The following is a 21,799-nucleotide window of genomic DNA, read 5'->3' as shown; positions in this document are numbered from 1 at the left end:
TCCTCGCAGTATCAAGGCCCGTCGGAGTATCCTGACCCGATGCTGGGCGTGGAGAACCTGACGGTACGGTACGGTGCGCACACGGCGCTGGAGGGCGCGACGGTGCGCTTCGCGCCAGGTACCTTCAGCGCCGTGATCGGGCCCAACGGCGCGGGCAAGAGCACCCTGCTCAAGACGCTGGTGGGCCTGACCACGCCGTCCTCAGGTGAGGTGACGTTTTCGGGGGGCGGCAGTGCCCGGGACGACGTGGCCTACGTGCCCCAGCAGCAGACGCTGGACTGGGGTTTTCCGGTCACCGTGTGGGACGTGGCGATGATGGGCCGCACCGGACGCCTGGGCTGGCTGCGCTGGCCAGGCCGGGCCGACCGCGAGCAGGTGGCCGGTGCGCTGCGCCAGACCGGCGTGTACGACTTGCGCGGACGGCACATCGGCGCACTCAGCGGCGGCCAGCGCCAGCGCGTGCTGCTCGCGCGGATGCTGGCGAGGGACGCACGGGTGCTGTTGCTCGACGAACCGCTCACCGGCGTGGACGCCACGACGCAGGAGCAACTGATGGCCCTGCTGCGCGAACAGGCCGATGGAGGCCGCTCGGTGGTTATGGTCACCCACGATCTGGAGCAGGCCCGGCGCTGGTGCGATCACCTCGTTCTGGTCAACCGCCGCATCATCGCGGACGGCACGCCCGAGCACGTCTACACGCCGCACAACATCGAGGCGACGTTCAGCTCCAGTCACCTTGGGCACACGCACGCGGAGGCATGATGCAGAGGGCAGACCTGAACAGCTCCGCAGGAGCGCGCGCGGGCTTTTTTACCCCTCTGCGCTCCGCGCTGCGGGCCGAAGGCTCCCCATGCTGACCGATCCCCTCCAGTTCGACTTTTTCGTGCGGGCGCTCGCCGCCGTCGTGCTCGTCAGCTTGCTGTGCGCGCTTGTGGGCGCGTGGGTGGTGCTGCGGGGCCTGAGTTACATCGGGGACGCGATGAGCCACGCGGTGTTGCCGGGCATCGTGGGGGCGTTTCTGACGAAAGGGAACCTGCTGGTGGGCGCACTCCTGGCCGCTGTGCTCACGGCACTGGGCATCGGGGCGATAGGGCAGCGCAGCGGCCTGAAGCAGGACAGCGCCATCGGCATCGTGTTCGTGGGCATGTTCGCCCTGGGGGTGGTTATGCTGTCCCGGGCATCCACCTTTACCACCGACCTCGCCAGTTTCCTGATTGGCAATCCGCTGGGCGTGACCCCGGCGGACCTGTGGGGCGCGCTGGGCGTCACGGTGGTGGTGGGGGCGCTGCTCACCGCCGTGCAAAAGGAGCTGCTGCTCTCGGCCTTCGATCCCACCGAGGCGCGGGCCATCGGGCTTCCGGTGGGGCGGCTGAACAACCTGCTGCTGATCTTGATCGGGCTGGTGGTGGTCTTGACCGTGCAACTCGTGGGAACCACCCTCAGCGTCAGCCTGCTCATCACCTCCAGCGCCGCCGCCCGGTTGATGGCCCGCAGCCTGAAGAAGATGATCGTGCTCGCCGCCGCGCTGGGCATCCTGGGGGGCGTGACCGGCCTGTACATCAGCTACTACGCCAATACCGCTCCGGGAGCGACCATCGTGCTGGTCAATACCGCCATCTTTTTGCTGGCGCTGCTCACCTGTCGGCGCGAGTAGCCCCGATTCCTCCTCGATCTGCCGCCAGGGCTCGGAGAGGGCCTGAGCAGCGCTGCGGCCCGTGCGGACGGGGTCATCCCGCACCACGCGCTCGCCCAGGGCGAATCCGGCGTCACCGGAAAGGCCCACCGTGCTGGGTTTCCCATAGCGCCACGCCGCCGAGGATGTACCCGCGGACCACGCCGAAGTCTTGCCCGTGCAACCTCGCCTGATGTCGGGGCCACAGTCCCCGCAACTCCTCCAGGCCCAGCGTGGTGGTGCAGGAACCCAGGCCACACACCCCGCCGGCGAAGGACTCGGCCCGTCCCTCGGCCACCAGAGTAAAGGTCCAGCCGGGCCGGGCGCACGTTGCGGTTGAGCCCGTGTGCGGTGATGGCGGGCAATCTGGGCAAGTTATGGGCGTTTGACCACACCGACACCATGACCCAGCCGGGCGAGTTGCCAGGGTCAGGACGGGTCGCCCCGCTTCGAGCGCCGAATTGCCGGCGCCCAGGGCGTCCACCGCGCAGCTCAGTGCGGTGAGGCCTCCCCTACATGGGCCTCCTCCAGCCGCTTCAGGGCCTCCAGCGCCCGCCCGCGGCTCATCTGCTGATGGCTGGGTCCTCCCCTTCGACTGGAGCGCAGCGTGGGCTCCCAATGGGGGGCGAGGGAGCCGTGATCCGCTCCCGAAACAGGTGGAAGGGCAGCCCCCAGGGCTCCCCCTTCTCCCCCATACCTATTCAAGTTCGCCCGCCTGGCCCGGTCAAAAAGAAGTCCGCACTTTGACCCATATTCCAGGCCGGGCAGGGTTACCCTGTTCCCGACAGTCCGGGTTGGCCCGGGGTCCGGATGCCGTTCTTTCAAGGGGAAGTCTGGGACTTGCGTCCTCTCCCCTGGAACGGCATCCGCGCGGGTGCGCTCGCCCATAGGGGGAAAACCCGTGTTGAGCCTACCGAGATCCTGATGGTGAAGCGGGCCGCGCAAATGGTCCTGTCCGGTCAGAGCGATGTTTTTCGGCGCGTGCCTGGAGTTGCCCCGCAGCTCGGGCAAGCTGGTATCGGAGAGACCCGACACGATCACCTGCCCAGCGGAAGCGTTCGGCACGCCGCCGGCGTGGGGATAACGGCTCATGCGGTTGGCCTCGCTCACGTACAGAGGTACGCCCCGCCGCCCTGGGTGGACAGCACGAGACTGTGGGGCGAGTTCATACGGTTTCCAGGTCATCCGTTCCGCCCGCTCCGGTGATTCCACCCCTCTGTGTCACCGTTTTTTCTGCTCACTCCGCCTGGGTTGCCGCGTTATTTCATGATGGATTCACCGGAATCCTTATGAATCTCCGGGCGCTGCACGCCGGGGCCCTGCGCCGCTTGGTGGCGATGGCCCCGGCGTTGTCTGCACCTTCATCACCCGCAAAAAGCCGAACAGAAAAAAGCGAGGTGCCCCTTTTCGGGTCCAGCGCTTGAGCGTTGCCCCAGCAGGGGGTGGGTGACCCGCCATACGTGCCCCAGCCGCCAAAGCTCCAACCCTTCAATTAAAATTGGAGGGGCCGCCGGGCGGAATATCCACCCCGGCGGCCCCTCCAATTTGCCGATCTTCGGGAGATCAGTAGAACTTCGCGATGCGGTCCACACTGTGGCGGTGGTGCGGGAAGCCTTCCTCGGCACGCTTGCCGACGGGCAGCAGACCCGCGAACTGCACGTGCTCGGGCAGGCCGAGGATTTCCTTGACCTTGTCGGGCTGGAAGCCGAGCATGGGCACCGTGTCGTAGCCCAGGCCGCGAGCAGCGACCATCAGGAAGCCGAAGGCAATGTTGGCCTGCGTCAGACCCCAAGCGCCGCGCTGCGCCACCTCCTGCGTACCGAACGCGCGGTCAAAGGTGCCGCGCTGACCGGTGCGCCCGGCCTCCCCCATGCCGGGGTGAGCGGTCTCCTCCACCGTCTGCAGGGTGTCTTCCATGTCGCTGTACACCACGATGACCGCGGGGGCGTCGGTGACCTGCGCCTGACCGTAGGCGGCCTCGCGCAGCTGGGCCTTGATCTCGGGGTTCTGCACCACCGCAAAGCGCCAGGTCTGGGCATTCCACGCGCTGGGAGCGAGGCTGGCCAGGCGCAGAATCTCGTGAAGGTCTTCCTGGTTGATGGGTTCCTGCACGAACTTGCGGATGCTGCGGCGGCTCTCGATGGCTTCGGTGGCGGTCAGGGGGCGGGTGAGGGTGGAGTTCGTGGTCATGGGCCAATATTAGCAAAGTGGTTTGAAAAGTCAAGCGGTGTGATTCACGCCGCAGTCTGCCCGGTCAGGGAGTGTATAGTCTGCATATGAGCAGCGCGCACCCCAATTTTTGCCCGGTCTACCGGGCCATCGGCGTGTTGCAGGAGAAGTGGGTGCTGCACATTGTCCGCGCTCTGCTGGACGGTGAAAAAGGCTTCAACGAGCTGGCCCGGGCCGTTGGAGGCTGCAACAGCGCTACCCTCACGCAACGCCTGGAACACCTCGAAGCCCTGGCCCTCATCACCAAGCGCACCGAAGACAGCCACGGCAAGCTGGCCCGCAGCGTGTATGGTCTGACGCCCGCCGGCCGCGAGCTCCAGGCCGTGATCGACGCCATCGGCAGCTGGGGCCGTACCCACCTGCACGAGGACGACACGCCCGAACACCGCTGCGCCGGGTGACGGAGCCGTTGACAGGGCCGCTCGCGCCCAAACGCCTCCAGATTGTCTCCGCCGATCCCGGCTGGCCCGTCCGTTTCCAGACCTTCGCGCAGAGATTGCGTGAGGTGCTCGGAAAACGGGCCCTGTCCATTCACCACATCGGCTCCACCTCTGTGCCTGGCCTCGCAGCCAAGGACGTGCTGGACGTGCAGGTCACCGTTCGCCGACTGGAAGACGCGGACCTGTGGCTGCCCGAACTTGCCGCGTTGGGCCTGCAGACCCGGTCGGAGGTGCAGGCGGACGACGCGCGCCCCAGCTTGAACTGGCCGGAAAGCGAACTCGCCAAGCGCTATGCGAGCGAACCGCGGCGAACGCACGTGCATCTCCGCGAGCTGGGGCGCGCAAACCAGCGTTACGCCCTGCTCATGCGCGACTACCTGCGGGCAAACGCGGGCGCGGCGGCGGCTTACGGTGGGGTCAAGGTGCAACTCGCCCACCTGCACGGTGGCGACGTGGACGCCTACTACGCGGTCAAAAACCCAGTTATGGACCTGATCGTGGCGGCGGCGGAGGACTGGGCAGACAGGGTGGGCTGGGCCCTCCCACCTTCGGACGCCTAAGCAGCCCCGGCGTCCGTCACATCACCGTTGGCCGCAGTTCTCTACGATGAGGCATGACGGCCATCCTGATCTTTCTCGTGCTGCCGCTGGGCCTGATCGTGCTGTCGTTCTTTATCCGCCCCCTGGACCGGGACCGGCGGCTGGGCGATCCCCTGGGCGTAAGCCAGGTGGCAGGTGGACTGTTTGGCAGTCACGGCCTGGAACCCGACGAACAGGTGGTGCGCGAAGACACCGAGCCGGTCCGCTTTCAGCTGGATTGAGGGGATGATCAGAACAGCGCTTCCCAGGGCCATGCGATCGGGAGCGCCGCATTGGCAGGCGAGAGGGCGGAGGTGTCGAGGCGGATGGCGCGGGGGGTGGGGGCAGGGTCGCCGATGCTCGCCAACGTCTCGCGTAAGGTGGCCGGATCACGCACCGTGGGGCCTGTACACGGCGTCCTGAAAGAGACGGCTGTCCAGCAGCACCGCGGGCCTCAACCCGCGACCTGCGCTGGAGCCTGGGCAAAGGCCAAGATTTGCCGCGCAGCCTCGGCGGGCTCTAAGGTGGCGGTGTTCAGCAGCAGGGCATCTGGAGGCGGGGGCAGCGTTCCAGCCCGTTCCAGCAGGTCACGCAGGCCTGCCGGGTCGCGCAGCTTCAACCGCTCGCGCCGCTCGGGCAGGGTGACGCGCCGTTCGAGTTCGGGCAGCGGGCAGCCCAACCACACGGGCACGAAAACGGCGCCCCGACCAGCGGCCAGTTCCCGCAGCTTGTTCAGCGCGTTCGCCTCGCCCGGCAGGTTGGCGAGGTAGTTGGTAAAGATGTGGCTCACCTCGGGCGGGGCAGCGAGCGCGGCCTCGTGCAGCACGGCGCGAATGCGGGCCACGAAGGGCCAGGCGTGATCGGGCACGGGGCGGACGCCGTCCAGCCCAAAGGCCGTGAACACCGGATCATTGGCGAGGTGGTTGTCCAGCAGCGCCGCGCCCGTCAGCCGTGACAGCGCCTGGCCTACGGTCCGCTTGCCACATCCAGGCGGGCCGACGAGGTAATACAGGTGGCTCATGACTCACCGTACCGGGCGTCAGGACGCAGCACATCGGCCAAATGACTGTTCCCTCAACAGAAAAAGCCCCCGCCGGAACAGGGACTTGAAATGCTGAGGGCTGCAAGCGGACTGCCGAAGGCTTACCCCTCGAGCACGGCCTCGTGAACGATTTCCACGTTGCCCGCCATCACACGGCTCAGCGGGCACAGCTTGGCCGCCTCTCCCACGTGGCGCTCGAACTCGGCACCATCGATGTTGCCCACCTTGCCCCGAATGGTAAGGCGCATGGTGCTGATCTTGAAGCCTGCTCCGTCGCGCACCATCTCGCAGGTGGCCTCGGTCCGCAGGTCCTGGGGATCGTGACCGTGCCCGGCAAGCAGCGCCGAGAGCTGCATGGTGAAGCAGCCCGCATGGGCGGCGGCGAGGAGTTCCTCGGGGTTGGTGCCCACACCCTCCTGAAAGCGGGTCTTGAAGGAATACTGGGCGTCCTTGAGGGTGCCGCTGCCGGTGCTCACGGTGCCCTGGCCCTTCATCAGATCGCCCGTCCAGTGGGCGCTCGCCTTGCGCGCAATATCTGCCATGGGGCCCAGTCTGGCCATTCCGCTCCCCGATTGCGTAAGAAATCCCTTGATCTGCCGTGAGGGTTAGACTGCCGGGTATGCACAACGCAACGTGGGAGCCGTCTCCCTGGAACGCGGGCACGCCCGTCACCGGTTACGTCTGGCACGCCGATGGGCCGCTGGCCGCCGTGCTGCTCACCCACGGCTTCGGCGAGCACGCCGGGCGCTACGTGGAGCGGTACCACCGCCTGATTCCCGCGCTGGTGGGGGCAGGCTTCACGGTGTACGCCTACGACCAACGGGGACACGGGCGCTCGGAGGGGCGGCGGGCGGTGGTTGACACGGCGCAACTGGAAGAAGACCACCTGCGGGTGCGCGAAACGCTGCGGGCTCAGCCCCTGCCCCTCTATGCCTTCGGGCACTCGCTGGGCGGATTGGTGACAGCGGCGAGCGTGGCGCGAGATCCCCGGGGACTGGCAGGCGTGATTCTTTCCAGCCCCGCCCTCCTGATCGGGGAGGACCAGCCCCAGTGGCTCAAAGCGCTGGCCCCCATGCTGGCGAAACTCGCTCCCGCCGCTCCCGTGACCGATCTGGGCGAAGGCGTGCTGTCGCGCCTGGCCGAGGAGGAAGCGGCCTACCGTTCGGACCCGCTGATCTATCAGGGCCGGGTACCTGCGCTGACGGGCGCGTCCATGCTGCGCCTGAGCGGCGAACTGTGGGCCAAATACCCGCGCTGGACGCTGCCCACCTTGGTGGTTCACGGAACGGCCGACCGGGTGACGGATGTGAACGGGTCCAAACGGTTTATACAGCTGATCTCCGCCACCGATAAAACGCTGCAACTCGTGGAGGGCGGCTATCACGAGTTGCTGAACGACGAGCCGCGCGCGGAGGTACTGGCCCTGATCCTGGGGTGGTTGCGGAAGCGGAGTCAGCGCACGGGTTGACCCTGGGAGGGCGGGACACAGCGCAATCACGGCTTCATCACCCCTGGGCGGATAGGCTGCACCTCCATCCCATACGGAGGTTTTACCCATGCGCCGCACCCTGCCCCTGCTTACCCTGCTGTCTGCCGTCCTCGCTTCCTGCTCCACCGCTCCCCAGGAGGCGGTCGGGAGCGTTACCGGCCCGAACGGCGGGATGAGTGCCGCCAGACCCGACACGCGCTCCGTGACCCTGATTCTGGAAGACGGCAGCCGCCAGACCGTGACGGCCTTCGTGCGTGACGGCATGTTGCTGCTCGAAGACGACATCATCGCCGCAGACGACGTGAACGCGCTTGGGCCCCAGGGCACCTATGTGGTAGATACCCGTTACCGCTGGACGGGCCGCACCATTCCCTACACCTTCGCCAGCACTGTGCCCCAGGCCGTGCGCGACCGGGTAAACCAGGCCGCCGCCAACATTCGCAATACCACCAACGTCGTGGTCACGCCGCGCACCAGCCAGGCGAACTACGTGCAGATCACCTACAACACCGGCACCGAATGCTCCAGCAGTCTCGGGATGGTGGGCGGGCGGCAGACGCTAACGCTGGCGGACCGCTGCACAGTGGGCAGCATCATGCACGAGTTCGGCCACGCGATGGGCCTCTTTCACGAGCAGACCCGCCCGGACCGCGACTCCTACGTCGCCATCCAGTGGAACAACATTCCCGCCGACTGGCAGAGCCAGTACCAGATTCGCAGCGGCTCCAAGGGCTACGGCCCCTACGACTTCGACTCGATCATGCACTACCCCGCCTACTTCAACGGCAAACTGGCGATCAAGCCGCTCAACAGCGCCATAGACCTGAACCGCATGGGACAGCGAAACGGCTACAGCACCACCGACAAGTCCACCATCAACTTCATGTACCCGCGCTGAAGCGCGCGCTCCGCCGAACCCAAGGCCCGCCTCCTCCGGCGGGTTTTTTCTACTGCCCTTGGCCCTCTGCGCGCGCGACTCCACCGCTCCGCACCTCCGGATGCAACCCAAAATCTTCCGCGATCAGCCGCGCCGTCATCTTGGCGCTCATCATCACGCTTGGCGTCCCTGCCCCGGGCTGCGCGCCCGCGCCCACCAGGTAGAGGTTACGCACATCCTCCGAGCGGTTATGCGGGCGGAAGTAGGCGCTCTGGGCCAGCATGGGCTCGGGGCCAAAGGCGTTGCCGAGGTGGCTGTCGAGGGTGTTTGCAAAGTAATCGGGCGTAACGAATTCCAGATGCGTCAGCCGCTCACGTAGCGCCGGAATGTATCCGCGCTCCTCCAGAAAGGCGAGCACCTTATCCACCAGCTTCGGCCCCTCGGCGTTCCAGTCGATCCCCCCGCCGTGGTGGGGCACAGGAATGAGCGTGTAGGCCGCGTGGTGTCCGGGCGGAGCAAGGCTCGGATCGGTCAGGGTGGGAACGTGCAGGTACTGGCTGAAGTCGGCCCCCAGCACCTTCCGGCCAAAAATCTCGGTGAGCAGTTCCTCATAGCGCGGCCCCAGGATGATGTTGTGGTGGCGCAGGTCCAGCGGGCGGGCTGGGTCGTCGCGGAAGCCGAAGTAGACCACCACCAGGCTCATGCTCTGGCGGGCGGCCTTGACGCGCAGGTCCGTATTCACCAGTCGCGCCGCCCGGGGCACCCGCTTGAGGTACGTGTTGGCCCAGTCGCCGTTGCTCACCACGAGGTCCGCGTGCATCTCCTCGCCGCCGCGCAACCGCACGCCGCGCGCCACACGCCTTCCAATGGGCGCCCGCACCGGGCGGCCCCGGTTATCCGTGACGAGCACCTTCTCCACTTCCGAGCCGTACTCGATGCGCCCGCCGAGTTCCTCAAACTTCTGGACAAAGGCGCGCACGAGGGCCCCCGTCCCCCCCAGCGCATAGTGGATGCCCCAGGTCTTCTCGACGAAGTGGATCATCGCGTAGATCGCGGGCACCGAGAGCGGATTGCCGCCGATCAGCAGCGTCTCGAAGGAAAAGACCTGCCGCATCTTGGGCGACTGGAAATACTTGCTCGTGAAGGAAAAGAGCGTCCGAACCGCGTCCAGCCGCAGCAGGTCCGGCACCACGCGGAACATGGTGGCGGGGTCACCGAAGTGCGTATAGCCCAGTTCCAGAAAGCCACGCTCGAAAATGGCCTGAGCGCCGCGGTGAAAGCGCTCGTACCCAGCGAGATCCTCCGGCGCGAGTGCGGCGATCTGGCGGCGGGTGCTCCCCGGGTCACCGTCGTAGTCGAAGTACGTGCCGTCGTCGAAATAGATGCGGTAGAAGGGCAAGATGGGCACCAGCCGCACGTAGTCGCGGGTGCGCGGGCCGCCGCTCTCCCCTTCCCGAACGCGCTCGCCCGTCAGGACGTGGGGCGGGTAATCGGGCTGGTCCAGCCGACCGCCGTTCCGTTCCAGCGCGAACAGTTCCTCAATGAAGTGCGGCACGGTGATGACGGTGGGCCCCATGTCAAACACGTAGCCGTCCGGCGTGCGCTTCTGGTACGCCCGCCCGCCTGGGCCGTCCATCTTTTCGAGAATGGTGGTGTCGAAGCCCAGGCTCTGCAGCCGGATACCAAGGCTCAGGCCACCGAAGCCCGAGCCGATGATGAGGGCCTTTTTCCGTCTGGAGGGGGCGGGCGGGAGAGAGGGGTCCGTCATGGGGAAGGTGGACATGGAGAATCCTTACAGTGAAAAGAGGGCGAGGATTTTTTCCCTCCGCTTTGTGGAGAGGGCTGGGAAGGGGGTGGACGCCGAAGGTGGCCCGCCTGTGTTGGCTTTCAGAGGGCCCGGAACGCCCGGCCCGCTCACCCCCTCTGGCCTCTCGCGGTGCGAGTTGTACCGGTCCCCCATCAAGGGGAAGGGGAAGAGGCGCACCTCAAGCCCCCTCTGTAAATTTTGCTGCCACCCGAAAGCTGACCGCTTTTTACACCCCCACACTCCCTGCCAGCCGGAGTTCCCACCACGCCTGCGGCAGCATCAGCAATTTGCGCGTGCCGCTCACGTGTGCCCGGCGGCGGAAGTTGTCGAAATCGCCGCGCGCGAGGTCGTCCAGTATGCCCTCGTAGGAGCGGGCGGCCGTCTGCACAGCCAGCCGGGCCGAGCCGTTCAGACAGGGAATCCCCATGCGGCCCTCGGCATACCAGTCGCGGGCCAGCGCCGAGAGGTGGCGCATCAGCGCACGGTATTCGGGGGTCACGTGCCCACGCTCCAGCATGGGGCGGGTAACGCCGTACTCGCGCAGCAGTGTGTCGGGCAGGTAGACCCGCCCACGCTCCAGGTCCTCGCCCACGTCGCGCAAGATGTTGGTGAGCTGCATGGCCTGGCCCAGCCGCAGCGCCGCGTAGAGGGTGCGCTCGCCGCCCCGGTAGCCGCAGATGGGGGCCACCATAAAGCCCACCACCCCCGCCACCCGGCGGCAATACAGGATCAGGTCGTCCATATTGCGGTACGGGTGGGCCTGAAGGTCCGTCCGCAGGCCCTCGTGCAGTTCCTCGAACGCGGAGAGGGGCACCGGCCAGTGGGCCACCGCCCAGGCGAGCGCCTGCGAGATGGGGTCCGGCGCGGGGCGGCCCGCGTAGGCGGCCTGCACCCGGTCCCACCACGCGGCGAGGGCCTGCTCGGCATCCTTCCCTGTACGCTCGTCCACGCAGTCGTCGCCCTCGCGGCAAGCAGCGTAAACGGCCCAGACCGCCCGGCGCTCGCGGAGGGGAAAGAACTGCGAGCCCAGGTAGAAGGTCTGGCTGTGCTGGCGCGTCACGTCCCGGCAATGTTCGGTGGCCCCGGATGGAGGGGCGGCAGGAATTGGGGGGGCAGGGGTGGGCACAGTCTATCTCCTCTGCCTGCGAGTGTAAGGGCGTCCCAGGCGCAGAACGTCACGCTTTCTTACAGAAACCTCTCCGCACCCCAGAGTTCTCCTTCACGTACCGCTCAAACGCCACCGCCCCCATACGTAAGCCGTCTGTGCGGACACAGCCCGGAAGCTGCCGCCCCACCCAGGCCGGATCGGGGAAGGTGAGGCCCCCCAGCACCGGCCGGGACAGCAGGCGTTGCAGCGGCCCCCCGGTGCGCGGCACGTACATCAGCCAGAGTTGCCCGCCAGGCCGGATGAGCCGGGCGAGTTCGGCCAGAAAGCGCGCGGGGTGGTGCGTCTCGTTGAGGGTGGCGCCGATGGTCACGCCGTCGAAGGCGGCGTCAGGTAACCCGCTCGCCTCCAGATTGGTGAGCATCCAGTCGATGCCCGAATGGGACTCGCGCCTCTGCGCCTCCCGCAGCATGGGCGCGCTGAGATCGGCGGCGAGGACGCGGCACCCCTGCCCCGCGAGTACGCCCGCATAAAACCCCGTACTCGTGCCCGCGTCGAGCCACGTCTCTCCCGGCTGGGGCCCGCAGAGGCGGCGAAAGAGGGCGGCCTCACGCGCCAACGAGAACGGCTGCCCCGAGAGGAGCGTCAGCGCCTGTGCCCGCCAGGCAGCGTATCCGGCGGCAGTGACTGGCCAGCGGTTGCTCCGCTGCGCGAGGGTAAGGGAGGCCATTGTGAGCGGCTTTGCGGGGTTGAGGGTTTCTTGGCTCTGGAACGGGCCGCTCATGACGTTCATTATGCTGGGCGAGACTGGTCTGCTCCTGCCGCGTGGTGGGAGCACATCATGCCGGAGGAAAGCATGCACGAAGAACGCAAGAGTTTGGGAGGGGCGCTCGTCGATGTGTTCGACGCGGGCGTCACGCTTGTCAAGACGGAGATCCGCGCGGTGGGCCGACAGGTGGGCAATGTGGCGAAGGCCAAGGGCCTCGGGCTGGTGCTGCTGCTGGGCGCGGTGGGACCGCTGCTGATGGGCCTGATCTTCCTGATTCTGGCGGTGTTCTACGGCCTAATGCGCCTGGGACTGGGGGCCTGGGCGGCGGCCCTGCTGATCGCGCTGGTGGCCTTTGCCCTGACTGGAGCGCTCGTCTTGATGGGCATCAAGAAGCTCGGGGCCGAGGTGCCGAACGACGAGCCGCGCCTGCCGCGGGGTCCGGTGAGCGAGGACGAGCGTCTGGAGGCGCAGTACCAGGCCGAACTGGCTGCCAAGGCGAACGCCGCCCGCGTGAGCGCCACCACGGCGCACGGCCCGGTCAGCGTGAGCACAGGTCCTGCCCCTCACGAGACCGGGGGACGCAGTCAGGGCCATACCGCAGGTTCCTCCACCGTGGTGGATGGCAACGCCCCCCGCGTGGTCGTCACGTCTGGCTCCGCCTCATCTGGCTCCGGCACAACGGGTTCCGTGAGGCTGGGCGCCGCCCACGACGCTTCAGTCATGGGGAGCGCCGTGCGGGGAGGCCGGGCGCAGGGCGATACCCTCCAGACCGGAGACTTCGGGGAGAAGCGCTATCCCATGACCGGTGACGAACGCGACAACATCGCCTCCAGCGGCCCCTTCCATTCGGGCACCCGCGCGAGCGCCGAGTCCATCGGCATGGCGGGAGACGTGGCGCGCGGCACAGTGCGGTCCGGCGTCAGCACCTCGGGCTTCACGGCGGGCGATCCAGGCGTGAATGTGCGCGATCAGGGCCAGGGCCTGCAGGACAGCCTGACGGTGCGCGAGGGCGTGCCCAGCGGCACCGAGTTACGCGGCACCGACGCCGGACAGGTGCGTCTGCCCGTGTACGAGGCCAACGAGGACGGCTCGCCCCAGGTGTACGGCAACGGCCTGAACAAGAAGCTCGACGGCTCCGAGACGCATAACGCCGGGCATGGCGGCCACGGCGGGCACGACAAGAAGCATGACCCCAACATTCAGCACCCGGTGGTCCTGAAAGACGAGCCCGGCATCAGCGTGAGCACCACCCCCACCTTCCGCGAGGACATGAAAAAGGAGGGATACTGATGACCCACCAAGGTGAATACCGCGACGAACGCGAGGAAGCCCGCGCCCGACTGAAGGCCAGTGTAGACGTTCTGGCGCAGCAGGCCAGCCTACAGATGCAGATGCAGAAAGAACCCCTCAAGCTGCTGGGCGGCGCTTCGGCCGTCGGGGCCGTGGTGGGCCTGGTGGCGGGGCGACAGCTCAAGCGCAGCAAGAAGGTCTACGTGGACGCCTACAGCCCTGAGAAGGAGCAAAAGGCCCTCATCAAGGCACAGAAGAAGGAAAAGGGTAAGGGCGGCGTGGGCGGCGCGCTTGTCGCCACGCTGACCACCCTGGCCTTCCGGGCGCTGAACGACAAGGTGATCACGCCGCGCCTGGAAGAAATGGCGAACAACCTGCTCGACAAGGCTGGTCAGCCAGGGCACAGGCCGGACGGCCACAAGCACGACGTCGGCGCGAAAACCCAGTCTCCCCAACCCCGCCCCGCTCAGCCCGTCCCCCCCAAAGCGGTGACGGGCGGGGGCGCAGCCTCCTTCCTCAAGAAGCACCCCGAGGCCGAAGCGAGCGCTGAGACCATCCCCACCGGGAGCTCGGCGGCGGGTCACAAGAGCAGCGTCCTCCCCACACCCGTCGGCGTGGTGGAGGCCAAGGCGCAGGGCAGCGTCATTGAGCCGCAGGAAAAAGCCAATCCCAACCTGCGCTGATCGGCAAGGAGGTGGGCTGGAAGTTCTCTCGTGAGACTTCCAGCCCTTTTTTAGAAGTCTGCCTCTCCGTGAGGCTGCACAGCGCTGCCCGCTTGGGCTACACTGGGCGACATGATCCGCTCTGCGCTTACCACCCGGGGACGACTCGCCTAGCCGCAAAAGCTTGAGCGTGTGTCCCCGGCTGTGTGTAGGCCGGGGCTTTTCTTTGCCCAAAGTTCAAAACCTGGAGGAACCGACGTGACAAAACCTGACATCGCCGAACCCCGCAGCGAGCGCTACAATCCCCACGCCACGGAGAGCAAGTGGCAGGAACGCTGGGAACGGGACGGACTGTACACCTTCCGCGAGGACCCATCCAAGACCAAGCACTACGCCCTGACCATGTTTCCGTATCCCAGCGGAAATCTGCACATCGGCCACTGGTACGCCAACGTGGCCCCCGACGCCCGCGCCCGCTGGATGCGGATGCGCGGTTACAACGTCTTTTTCCCTATGGGCTTCGACGCCTTTGGCCTGCCCGCCGAGAACGCGGCGATCAAAAACGGAGTGGACCCGGCCAAGTGGACCTACTCGAACATCGAGTACATGACCGGGCAATTTCAACGCATGGGCACCATGATCGACTGGAGCCGCCGCTTCGCCACCTGTGACCCCGAGTACTACCGCTGGAACCAGTGGTTTTTCACCGAGTTCTTCCGGCGTGGCCTGGCCTACAAGAAGGGTGGCCTGGTGAACTGGTGCCCCAAGGACCAGACCGTGCTGGCCAACGAGCAGGTGGTGAACGGCCATTGCGAACGCTGCGGCGCAGCGGTAGAGCGGCGCAACCTGAGCCAGTGGTACCTGAAGATCACCGACTACGCCGACGAACTGCTGGACTTCGGCGACGCAGACATGCCCGAGCGCGTGCGCCTGATGCAGACCAACTGGATCGGCAAATCGGTGGGTGCCGAGATCACCTTCGGCACCCCCGCTGGCCCAGAGACGGTCTTTACCACCCGGCCTGACACCCTGATGGGCGCGACGTTCCTGGTGCTGGCCCCCGAACACGCCAAGGTCACGGCGCTGACCACCGATGGGCAGCGCACCGAGGTGGAAGCCTACGTCGCCGCTGCTGGACGCAAGACCGACGTGGAGCGCCAGCAGGACGCGGGCGAGAAGACAGGCGTGTTTACCGGGAGCTACGCCACCCACCCGGTTTCCGGGCACCAACTGCCGATCTGGGTGGCTGACTACGTGCTGGTCACGTACGGTACTGGGTCCATCATGGCCGTGCCGGCCCACGACGAACGCGACTTCGCCTTCGCGCGCAAATTTGGACTGGAGATCAGGGAGGTTATCCGCCCGGAAGGCAGCGAGGGTATGGGCGAGCATGCTGAGGCGGCCTACGTCGGCGAAGGCCTGATCGTGAACTCCGGCGAGTTTGACGGCCTGCCCGGTGGCAAAGCGAGCATCGCCACCGTGACCGGGCGGCTGGAAGAGAGGGGGGTGGCGAAGGCCAGGACCACCTTTCGCCTGCGCGACTGGCTGGTGTCGCGCCAGCGCTACTGGGGCACACCCATCCCGATTGTGTACTGCCCCGAGCACGGCGCGCAGCCCGTCCCCGAGGATCAGTTGCCCGTCCGCCTGCCGGAAAACGTAGAATTCACGCCCACCGGCCAGAGCCCGCTGAAGCTGGACCGGGAGTGGACCCGCACCGCCTGTCCCGTCTGCGGCGGCGAGGCCGAGCGCGATACGGACACGATGGACACCTTCGTGGATTCGAGCTGGTACATGTACCGCTACCTGTCGCCCCACGACGACACGCGGCCCTTCGATTCCGCCCAGAGCCATTTGCTGCCGGTGGACCTGTACACGGGCGGCATCGAGCACGCCATCCTGCACCTGCTGTACTCGCGCTTCTGGACCAAGGCGATGCGCGACATGGGTCTGACCACCCAGAGCGAGCCCTTCCGCTGGCTGCGCAACCAGGGCATGATCCTGGGTCCCGACGGCGAGAAGATGAGCAAGTCACGCGGCAACGTGGTGGACCCCGACGATCTGGTGCGCGAGTACGGCGTGGACACGGTGCGCGCCTATTTGATGTCCATCGCCCCCTGGGAGGACGGCGGACCTTGGGACCCCAGTGGCATCCAGGGTCCCTCGCGCTGGCTGTCGCGCGTGTGGCGGCTGTACTTCGAGGAGGAGGCCCCCGGCCCGGCCCGCGCCACGACGGAAGCCGAACTGCGCTACGCTGTGCACTCCACCCTGAAAAAAGTCTCAGGCGACTACGAGCGCATGGACTTCAACACCATCTTCGCCTCACTGAACGTGTTGACCGACGCGATTTTGGACGCCAAGCGGAGCCCGGTGCGGCAGACACCCGCCTACGACGAAGCGCTGAACGTCCTGAACCTGATGCTGGCTCCCTTCGTGCCGCATATCGCCGAGGAGATCTGGACCGAGCGCGGCGGAGAGGGCAGCGTCCACACCCAGGCATGGCCTGAGGTGGACGAGGCGGCGGCCACCCGCGACACGGTGACCATCGGCGTGCAGGTGAACGGCAAGGTGCGTGGCCAGGTGGACATCGCCAAGACGGCAACGCAAGAAGAAGCTCTGGCCGCCGCCCGCGCTCATCCCGACGTAGCCCGCTTTACGGAGGGCAAAACGACCGTGAAGGAGATTTACGTACCGGGGCGAATCATCAATATCGTTGTAAAAGACGCGAAATAAATTCCTAGATTGTCCACAGCCTCTCCCCCACCCTGTGGACAAAAGGAAGGCCCCCACTTGCATACCTGGCAGTGGGGGTTCTTTCCATTATGACTATGGCCTGAAGGGGTTTGAACGATTTCATTGCTTCGCCAGCAGGACCTGCATCTCCGCACGGCGTTGTTGCCCTTTCTCGGTGATGACGTACGTCCCGAAGGCGTGGCGATCACGGGTCGCGAGGCGCTCAGCGACGAGAAGACCAGCTTCACCGGATGCAGTTCTGGGCTTGACCTCCTCGGGGAGAAGTGTCAGCCAGTCCTTAAGGCGAATGGGGACGTCTGGCATGACGGCAATCATTTGGTCAATGATCCGAATGTCGCCCCCACGTTTCGACCTCATTCCACGAAGGTAAGCCCCCCGGAATGACAAGTGTGTCACGCATCTGTTTCCGCTTGATCTCCTGGTTCACAACCTCTCCCCTACTGCGTGAACAAAAAAGGCCCCGCCTGCTGCCTCACAGCTGTGGGGGTTCCTTTCATTATGGCTACTGCTTGGGCTGAAGCAGGGGCTGTACTACCTCCGCTCGAGTTCTTCGGCGAGGGCAATAGGTGCATCCAGCTTGGGCTGAAGCACGAGTTTCAGGCCCATTAACTCTGTCATGGGACCGAGCCATTCGGGGGGGATACGCTTGATGCCCGCCAACGCCTGCGCGACCATAGGCGGTTTGACTTCCAACTTCTTGGCGAGCGCTGCTTGGAATCCACGCGGCTGCTTCTTCGCGTGTTCTCGCAGCAGTTGTTCGAGTTCACTCCAGGTCATACGCCCAGCATAGTTAACCGCACGGTTATTGACGATAGTTAACCGTGCGGTTATTATAAGGACAGCAGAAAAGCCGGGTTCCCGCGAAGAATCCCCGGCCTTCTGACTCCCCCAGCACCTAGCACAAGGAGCACCATGAACATTACCACTCCCCGCGCCAAAACCATCACCTACAAGGCCCGCATCGCCGATGTCGAGTACGGCGTGATCCGCAACGTCACCACCCACTTCGTGACGCTGGCCAGGGCGTAGTGGCAACCTGAGCGCGGTCGTGGATGGGGAGAACGCGAACTTCGTGGAGGCCTCCCGCCTGCTGGATCGCGCTTCCCAGGTCAAGAAGATCGAGGAAGTCATCCTCCCCACCCCGGCTCCCATCGGGAACCCCGTGGCTCACCAGCTGCACCGCACCCTCGCCACTCCGCCCTGGCCAGCGAGGTGCTGGGCCGCACGGTGACCAGCCTCGCGGCGCTCGCGGCAGAGGACGCGGCCACGGTGCGCAGCTACGCCTTCGGGCAGCTCGGCCTGGAGGTGGCGGCGTGAAGCAGCTTGAGTTGATGGGCGTGATCCTCGCCGGCTGGAAGGCCGGAGGCACGGTTCACCTGGCGGCCGCCGAAGGAGAGGATGCGGAGATGCGCGCCTCCCTCCTCGCAGCGTTGCTCGAACTGAAGGGTATGACGGTGGAGGTGGCACCGTGCCGGGCCACCGACGAGAGCTTGATCCTCGTGAACGTGAATGCGGAAGTGGCCGCGTGAGCCGGGCGCGGGACATGAGCGGGCGGTGCTGGGCTGGGCGCACCCGTGCCCTCCTGATCGCCTGGGATGCGGCCCAATACCAGCGGGACCTGTGCCGGGTCTCCCCTGCCTACCGGGCGGCACGTGGAACTTGGAGGCAGTAAGCGTTATTTCCATCCTATTGATCTCGGCTTAAGTTTGAGTTGCGAGGAGGCGAGCAGGGAGGCGGGTGTGCCGAACGCGTGCCAAGCAGGGGGCAGCTTCTTCTTCAGCTCATCCAGGGTCCGGGCACAGAAGTTCCCGAGCAGGTGCTGCTTGACGTATGCCCAAACGCGCTCGATGGGATTGAGTTCAGGAGCCTACGGCGGCAGATACACCAGCGAGAGGCGAGGGGTCTGCTCGACGAAGGCCAAAAGGGCCTTCGTCCGGTGAATACCCGCGTTGTCCAAGACGATGACCAAGTCCCCTTGGAGATGCTTGAGAAGGTGCTTGAAGAAGGCGATGACATCGTCTCCTCGGATCGCGCGTGCTTTGGTGTGCTGAAAAAAGTGCCCTGAAGAGGCGATGGCGCCAATCGTCGAAAGCTTTTCCCAGTTGGCAGGCAAGGGAACCAGGGGCGTGACGCCCCTGGGCGACCAGGTTCTCCTCTTGACACCCTTGAGGCTGAAGCCCACCTCATCGAGATAGACCAGCGTGGTCCCCTGGGCCACCTTTTTTTTCGACCTCGGGTCGTACGGTCTCGACCCAAGTCATCACGCGTTTCTCGTCACGCTCCAGGGCTCGGCTCTCCGGTTTCTGGGGTGTCCAACCCAGTCCGTGCAGCACCTTCCGCACATGGTCGCGGTGATGCCAGATCCCCAGCAAGCCCAGCACTTCCCGCACACGCGGCGTCGTCCACGTGGGGTCCGCAAAGCCGTGTGCCCGCGGGCCCTCCTGCAGGAGGGCCCGCAACTGTTCGCGCTGCTCCTCGGTCATCTGACGGGGACGTCCTGTCGACACCGTGGCACTCCAGTGGCCCTGCTTCTTCAGCCGCTCTTTCCACGTCTCCACCGTGCGCAGCGAAATGCCGAAATGATCCGCGATTTCCTGGTGTTTATGCTGTCCAGCGTTGATCCATTCCAGGGCCGCGAGGCGGCGTTCTTCGAGCTGTGCGCGTGTCCGTTTGGAGGGCATCCATCCAGCCATACCCCACAATTTACTCCTCCAAACTTATGCCGGGATCAATAGACATTCCTTGCTCATTTCAAGCATTGGGAAACAGGGGGGATGCTGTACAGTGCGCGCGTGCGTTTTCTTTTTCCTATGCTCGCTACTGCCACCGCCGTTGCCTTAAACGCATGCGCCCCGAACGCTCTGCCTACAGGGGCCGAAAAAGCCCCCATCAAACCAGGACAGACTTGGCGCATAGAAGGCAAGACCGCCGAAGGCAGGAACGTTAATTGGACTGGTTACGTGAGCACTCCTAAGAAGGAAGGTAAGTCATTTTTCCATTACTATAATGAGGTTGCCAAGACCTCATCTGGCGTAGAACTAAGCGATTTTTACTATGAGAATGACGTATTCGGCGAAACTTTGACCGCAACACAAGCCAGCGGTCAGTTTGGATCTCCCGTGGGAACAATCTTGGAGTGCGTCATCGACGCGCCCACAAAGAAGGGAACATCCGGTGAGTTTCAAGGCGTTTTGTTCGAATACAAGCAAGAGTTTTCCTCCTACGCCGGGTCACGCAGACGTATTGATACCGAGAATGCAAAGCCAGGAAGTTGCATTATGACACCACAGTAATACATGACAATCCACCAGCTATGAAAAAAAGCCCCATCCGCCGCAAGGCAAGGTGGGGCCTTTCGTTTGGCGCAAGTTGCCAGTGCCTTAGATGGAGAGCAGTCCAGAACTCACGGCGTCCAACGTGAGGAGGGCCCCCGCGACCAGGAGAAGGACCAGAATTCGAGTCGAGAAGGGACGTGGCATGTCCAGAAGCTATGCCCCGTTGACTGACAAACGTGTCACCCGCGTCTCTTCACCACCGCCCAATACGGCGCCTCGAGTCCAGCCAGAGCCTTGAGCGCTAGTGCGAACGGCCGGACCCAGACGGGCAGCAGGAGCATTGCGGACCCTGCACTGGAAGCATTCTTATTCTGGGCAAGGCTCGACGAACTCAACATCCAGCCAGTATTCGGCGTCGCCCACGTCATGCCCTTCCAACTCCAATACGGTGTGCCAAGCTTCCCACGCTTCAGCCCTGGCTTCCTCATGGCAACCCAGGTAGTCCGCGAGGGCCAGGCGCTCTTCCTCGTCCGGTCCAGCAGGAGCGAGACGGCGGTCCTCCTGGTACGCGGCGTGCAGCTGGTCAGCGATCTCCACGGGGGTCAGGTCAGCGGGGCGCATGGGAAACAGGGTAACTCCTATGCAAAAAAGCCCCCGCCCCTTGGGGAGTCTTTTACGTAGGAGAAGTCACAGCTTCTCCCTCTGGCCCAGGAACAATCCCATCCATACCCAGCATGATGATGGGGTCCCTGGAAGGGCGTCTGGCCCACATCACTTCACGAACAACGGTGATGATCATCACCGCAACCACACCCCCGCAGAACCCCCAAGAAGCGTTCAGCGCTCCGTAGGCCAGGAGCATATAGAGCAGAAGGGCCAAGCTTGGGGGAGTCTCCTGAGGTCGATCGACGACCAGGCGTGGACGCCTCGAGGACAGGCTTCGCAGTGCAGTAAGCGTGGCGTGGCGAGCAGAGGGAGCCATAACTGCTGCAAGGGTAGAAAGAGATTGTTAAGAACATTTGAAATCGTCTACAGAGGCGGGCCGAATGGGGAGAGGGTAAACGAAAAAGGCCCCACCCGCCGAGAGGCGAGGTGGGGCCGAGTGACGCAAGTTGTCCGCGCCTCAAAAGCGCCCCTCCACAGGCCTGACACCTGGGAGGGCTTGGGGAGAGACAGTCAGGGTTCCTCCGCGCAAGTCCAGCCTACTCCTTTCGCTTGACGAGGGCCCGGTACAGGGCCTCCAGCCCAACCACGCAAAAGGTCTCACCCGCCGCGAGGCAAGGTGGGGTCGCTCGTCTGGTGTAAGTTGTACGTGAACCACAAGCGAGAGGGTGTTTACGGCCGCCCTATGGAGTGACTGAGGATGAATCAGCTTATGCCAGTTGGGGTACCAGTCCCGTCGCCTCCACCGTCTCAGGAAGCGAGGGCACCTCGACAGCTAACGCCGGCAGGGAGGTCTGCGGCGACCACGCTTCCCACAGCAGAAGGACTTGTTCGAATGCCGTAACAACTAAGAAGGAAACGCCGAGCAGCCCGAGAAGACCAAATGAAATCCAATACGCGTTCAAAGCGGAGTAGGTCAGCGCCATCATGAACAGGAGGGCAAGGCTCGGGGGGAGTTCTGTCCGCTTCTCGCTGCTGATGGGAGTCATGGACGTCAGCTTAGAAAATGTCCCATTAACGCTCCATTACAGCTTCTACATTAAGTCAGAATGTGCTTCTGACCTTTTCTCTAGCCCTCGCAGCCCATCGCACGAAGGACGTCCGTCATGCTGACGGCAGTTGTCGATGGCTGACTTCTCGCCTGAATGAC

The 21,799-nt window shown here is 65.1% G+C and carries 25 protein-coding genes and 1 pseudogene; 13 read left to right on the top strand and 13 right to left on the bottom strand.

Annotation, left to right across the window (positions count from 1 at the left end; all coding sequences use genetic code 11):
• The first annotated feature begins 39 nt into the window (after window positions 1-39).
• A complete protein-coding gene (mntA, locus tag B9A95_RS18365) occupies window positions 40-762 on the top strand; it encodes a manganese ABC transporter ATP-binding protein MntA (protein ID WP_084050819.1) in 723 nt (240 codons plus the stop codon).
• An 88-nt stretch (window positions 763-850) separates the two neighbouring features.
• Window positions 851-1,654 carry a manganese ABC transporter permease MntB gene (gene mntB, locus B9A95_RS18360; RefSeq protein ID WP_084048614.1) on the top strand — a complete coding sequence of 268 codons (804 nt, stop codon included), beginning with the start codon at window positions 851-853 and terminating at the stop codon, window positions 1,652-1,654.
• Window positions 1,655-1,766: 112 nt separating this feature from the next.
• Here mntB and B9A95_RS18355 read toward each other — a convergent pair whose 3' ends face one another.
• Together B9A95_RS18355 and B9A95_RS18345 are read right to left on the bottom strand one after the other, a co-directional pair.
• Window positions 1,767-1,970: a hypothetical protein gene (locus B9A95_RS18355; protein WP_084048613.1), complete on the bottom strand. Its 204-nt coding sequence runs from the start codon at window positions 1,968-1,970 to the stop codon at window positions 1,767-1,769.
• A 1,265-nt stretch (window positions 1,971-3,235) separates the two neighbouring features.
• Window positions 3,236-3,862 (bottom strand): nitroreductase family protein, encoded by a 627-nt coding sequence (locus tag B9A95_RS18345; protein ID WP_084048611.1) that lies wholly within the window; start codon window positions 3,860-3,862, stop codon window positions 3,236-3,238.
• A gap of 86 nt (window positions 3,863-3,948) precedes the next feature.
• Here B9A95_RS18345 and B9A95_RS18340 point away from each other — a divergent pair, with 86 nt between their 5' ends.
• The 3 genes from B9A95_RS18340 to B9A95_RS18330 are packed head-to-tail and all read left to right on the top strand — an operon-like array spanning window position 3,949 to window position 5,161.
• A complete protein-coding gene (locus B9A95_RS18340; protein WP_084048610.1) occupies window positions 3,949-4,302 on the top strand; it encodes a winged helix-turn-helix transcriptional regulator in 354 nt (117 codons plus the stop codon).
• Entirely contained in the window at window positions 4,299-4,901 is a 603-nt protein-coding gene (locus B9A95_RS18335) for a GrpB family protein (RefSeq protein ID WP_212648345.1), read from the top strand. Before B9A95_RS18340 ends, B9A95_RS18335 begins: the two co-directional genes overlap by 4 nt.
• A 53-nt stretch (window positions 4,902-4,954) precedes the next feature.
• Window positions 4,955-5,161: a hypothetical protein gene (locus B9A95_RS18330; RefSeq protein WP_084048609.1), complete on the top strand. Its 207-nt coding sequence runs from the start codon at window positions 4,955-4,957 to the stop codon at window positions 5,159-5,161.
• Between the two features lie 8 nt (window positions 5,162-5,169).
• Here B9A95_RS18330 and B9A95_RS33940 read toward each other — a convergent pair whose 3' ends face one another.
• From B9A95_RS33940 to B9A95_RS18320, 3 genes are all read right to left on the bottom strand, one after another.
• The gene (locus tag B9A95_RS33940) at window positions 5,170-5,316 is read right to left on the bottom strand and encodes a hypothetical protein (RefSeq protein WP_170928705.1); all 147 of its coding nucleotides are present in this window, start codon (window positions 5,314-5,316) and stop codon (window positions 5,170-5,172) included.
• A gap of 57 nt (window positions 5,317-5,373) precedes the next feature.
• Window positions 5,374-5,940: a hypothetical protein gene (locus B9A95_RS18325; protein ID WP_084048608.1), complete on the bottom strand. Its 567-nt coding sequence runs from the start codon at window positions 5,938-5,940 to the stop codon at window positions 5,374-5,376.
• 122 nt (window positions 5,941-6,062) lie between these two features.
• Window positions 6,063-6,503 carry an OsmC family protein gene (locus B9A95_RS18320; protein ID WP_084050817.1) on the bottom strand — a complete coding sequence of 147 codons (441 nt, stop codon included), beginning with the start codon at window positions 6,501-6,503 and terminating at the stop codon, window positions 6,063-6,065.
• Window positions 6,504-6,580: 77 nt separating this feature from the next.
• On the opposite strand from B9A95_RS18320, the gene B9A95_RS18315 reads away from it, so the two are divergent.
• Together B9A95_RS18315 and B9A95_RS18310 are read left to right on the top strand one after the other, a co-directional pair.
• On the top strand, window positions 6,581-7,429 hold the full coding sequence (locus B9A95_RS18315) for an alpha/beta hydrolase (RefSeq protein ID WP_084048607.1): 849 nt from the start codon (window positions 6,581-6,583) through the stop codon (window positions 7,427-7,429).
• Window positions 7,430-7,517: 88 nt separating this feature from the next.
• Window positions 7,518-8,348, top strand: coding sequence for a M12 family metallopeptidase (locus B9A95_RS18310; protein ID WP_084048606.1), 831 nt, complete (start codon window positions 7,518-7,520; stop codon window positions 8,346-8,348).
• 49 nt (window positions 8,349-8,397) lie between these two features.
• On the opposite strand, the gene crtI is transcribed toward B9A95_RS18310, so the two are convergent.
• The 3 genes from crtI to B9A95_RS18295 all read right to left on the bottom strand — a co-directional run bounded on the left by crtI (window position 8,398) and on the right by B9A95_RS18295 (window position 12,023).
• Entirely contained in the window at window positions 8,398-10,095 is a 1,698-nt protein-coding gene (gene crtI / locus B9A95_RS18305) for a phytoene desaturase family protein (protein ID WP_084050816.1), read from the bottom strand.
• Between the two features lie 265 nt (window positions 10,096-10,360).
• Window positions 10,361-11,260: a phytoene/squalene synthase family protein gene (locus B9A95_RS18300; protein ID WP_084048605.1), complete on the bottom strand. Its 900-nt coding sequence runs from the start codon at window positions 11,258-11,260 to the stop codon at window positions 10,361-10,363.
• A gap of 49 nt (window positions 11,261-11,309) precedes the next feature.
• A complete protein-coding gene (locus tag B9A95_RS18295; protein ID WP_245808372.1) occupies window positions 11,310-12,023 on the bottom strand; it encodes a class I SAM-dependent methyltransferase in 714 nt (237 codons plus the stop codon).
• 72 nt (window positions 12,024-12,095) lie between these two features.
• On the opposite strand from B9A95_RS18295, the gene B9A95_RS35545 reads away from it, so the two are divergent.
• The 3 genes from B9A95_RS35545 to leuS all read left to right on the top strand — a co-directional run bounded on the left by B9A95_RS35545 (window position 12,096) and on the right by leuS (window position 16,690).
• Complete coding sequence (locus B9A95_RS35545; protein WP_245808371.1) at window positions 12,096-13,298, top strand: phage holin family protein; 1,203 nt, start codon at window positions 12,096-12,098, stop codon at window positions 13,296-13,298.
• A complete protein-coding gene (locus tag B9A95_RS18280; RefSeq protein ID WP_084048603.1) occupies window positions 13,298-13,981 on the top strand; it encodes a hypothetical protein in 684 nt (227 codons plus the stop codon). The genes B9A95_RS35545 and B9A95_RS18280 overlap by 1 nt, the downstream gene beginning before the upstream one ends.
• A gap of 237 nt (window positions 13,982-14,218) precedes the next feature.
• Window positions 14,219-16,690: a leucine--tRNA ligase gene (leuS, locus tag B9A95_RS18275; protein ID WP_084048602.1), complete on the top strand. Its 2,472-nt coding sequence runs from the start codon at window positions 14,219-14,221 to the stop codon at window positions 16,688-16,690.
• Between the two features lie 120 nt (window positions 16,691-16,810).
• On the opposite strand, the gene B9A95_RS18270 is transcribed toward leuS, so the two are convergent.
• A complete protein-coding gene (locus B9A95_RS18270; protein ID WP_139806874.1) occupies window positions 16,811-17,068 on the bottom strand; it encodes a hypothetical protein in 258 nt (85 codons plus the stop codon).
• Between the two features lie 174 nt (window positions 17,069-17,242).
• Complete coding sequence (locus B9A95_RS18265; protein WP_084048600.1) at window positions 17,243-17,488, bottom strand: helix-turn-helix domain-containing protein; 246 nt, start codon at window positions 17,486-17,488, stop codon at window positions 17,243-17,245.
• Window positions 17,489-17,759: 271 nt separating this feature from the next.
• Here B9A95_RS18265 and B9A95_RS18260 point away from each other — a divergent pair, with 271 nt between their 5' ends.
• A complete protein-coding gene (locus tag B9A95_RS18260) occupies window positions 17,760-17,942 on the top strand; it encodes a hypothetical protein (protein WP_084048599.1) in 183 nt (60 codons plus the stop codon).
• 82 nt (window positions 17,943-18,024) lie between these two features.
• A complete protein-coding gene (locus B9A95_RS18255; RefSeq protein WP_084048598.1) occupies window positions 18,025-18,240 on the top strand; it encodes a hypothetical protein in 216 nt (71 codons plus the stop codon).
• A gap of 171 nt (window positions 18,241-18,411) precedes the next feature.
• On the opposite strand, the pseudogene B9A95_RS34685 reads toward B9A95_RS18255, so the two are convergent.
• Window positions 18,412-19,404 (bottom strand): annotated as a pseudogene (locus tag B9A95_RS34685) (IS630 family transposase).
• A 99-nt stretch (window positions 19,405-19,503) separates the two neighbouring features.
• On the opposite strand from B9A95_RS34685, the gene B9A95_RS32470 reads away from it, so the two are divergent.
• Window positions 19,504-20,004, top strand: coding sequence for a hypothetical protein (locus B9A95_RS32470; RefSeq protein WP_139806873.1), 501 nt, complete (start codon window positions 19,504-19,506; stop codon window positions 20,002-20,004).
• Between the two features lie 348 nt (window positions 20,005-20,352).
• Here B9A95_RS32470 and B9A95_RS18245 read toward each other — a convergent pair whose 3' ends face one another.
• Together B9A95_RS18245 and B9A95_RS18235 are read right to left on the bottom strand one after the other, a co-directional pair.
• Complete coding sequence (locus B9A95_RS18245; protein ID WP_084048597.1) at window positions 20,353-20,607, bottom strand: hypothetical protein; 255 nt, start codon at window positions 20,605-20,607, stop codon at window positions 20,353-20,355.
• 752 nt (window positions 20,608-21,359) lie between these two features.
• Window positions 21,360-21,638, bottom strand: a complete 279-nt coding sequence (locus B9A95_RS18235) for a hypothetical protein (protein WP_084048595.1) — start codon at window positions 21,636-21,638, stop codon at window positions 21,360-21,362.
• Window positions 21,639-21,799 lie beyond the last annotated feature (161 nt).

This window comes from Deinococcus hopiensis KR-140 (genome assembly GCF_900176165.1).
Lineage (GTDB): Bacteria > Deinococcota > Deinococci > Deinococcales > Deinococcaceae > Deinococcus > Deinococcus hopiensis.
Note: the sequence above shows the minus strand (reverse complement) of the source record. Positions and strands in the feature narration are given on the sequence as shown.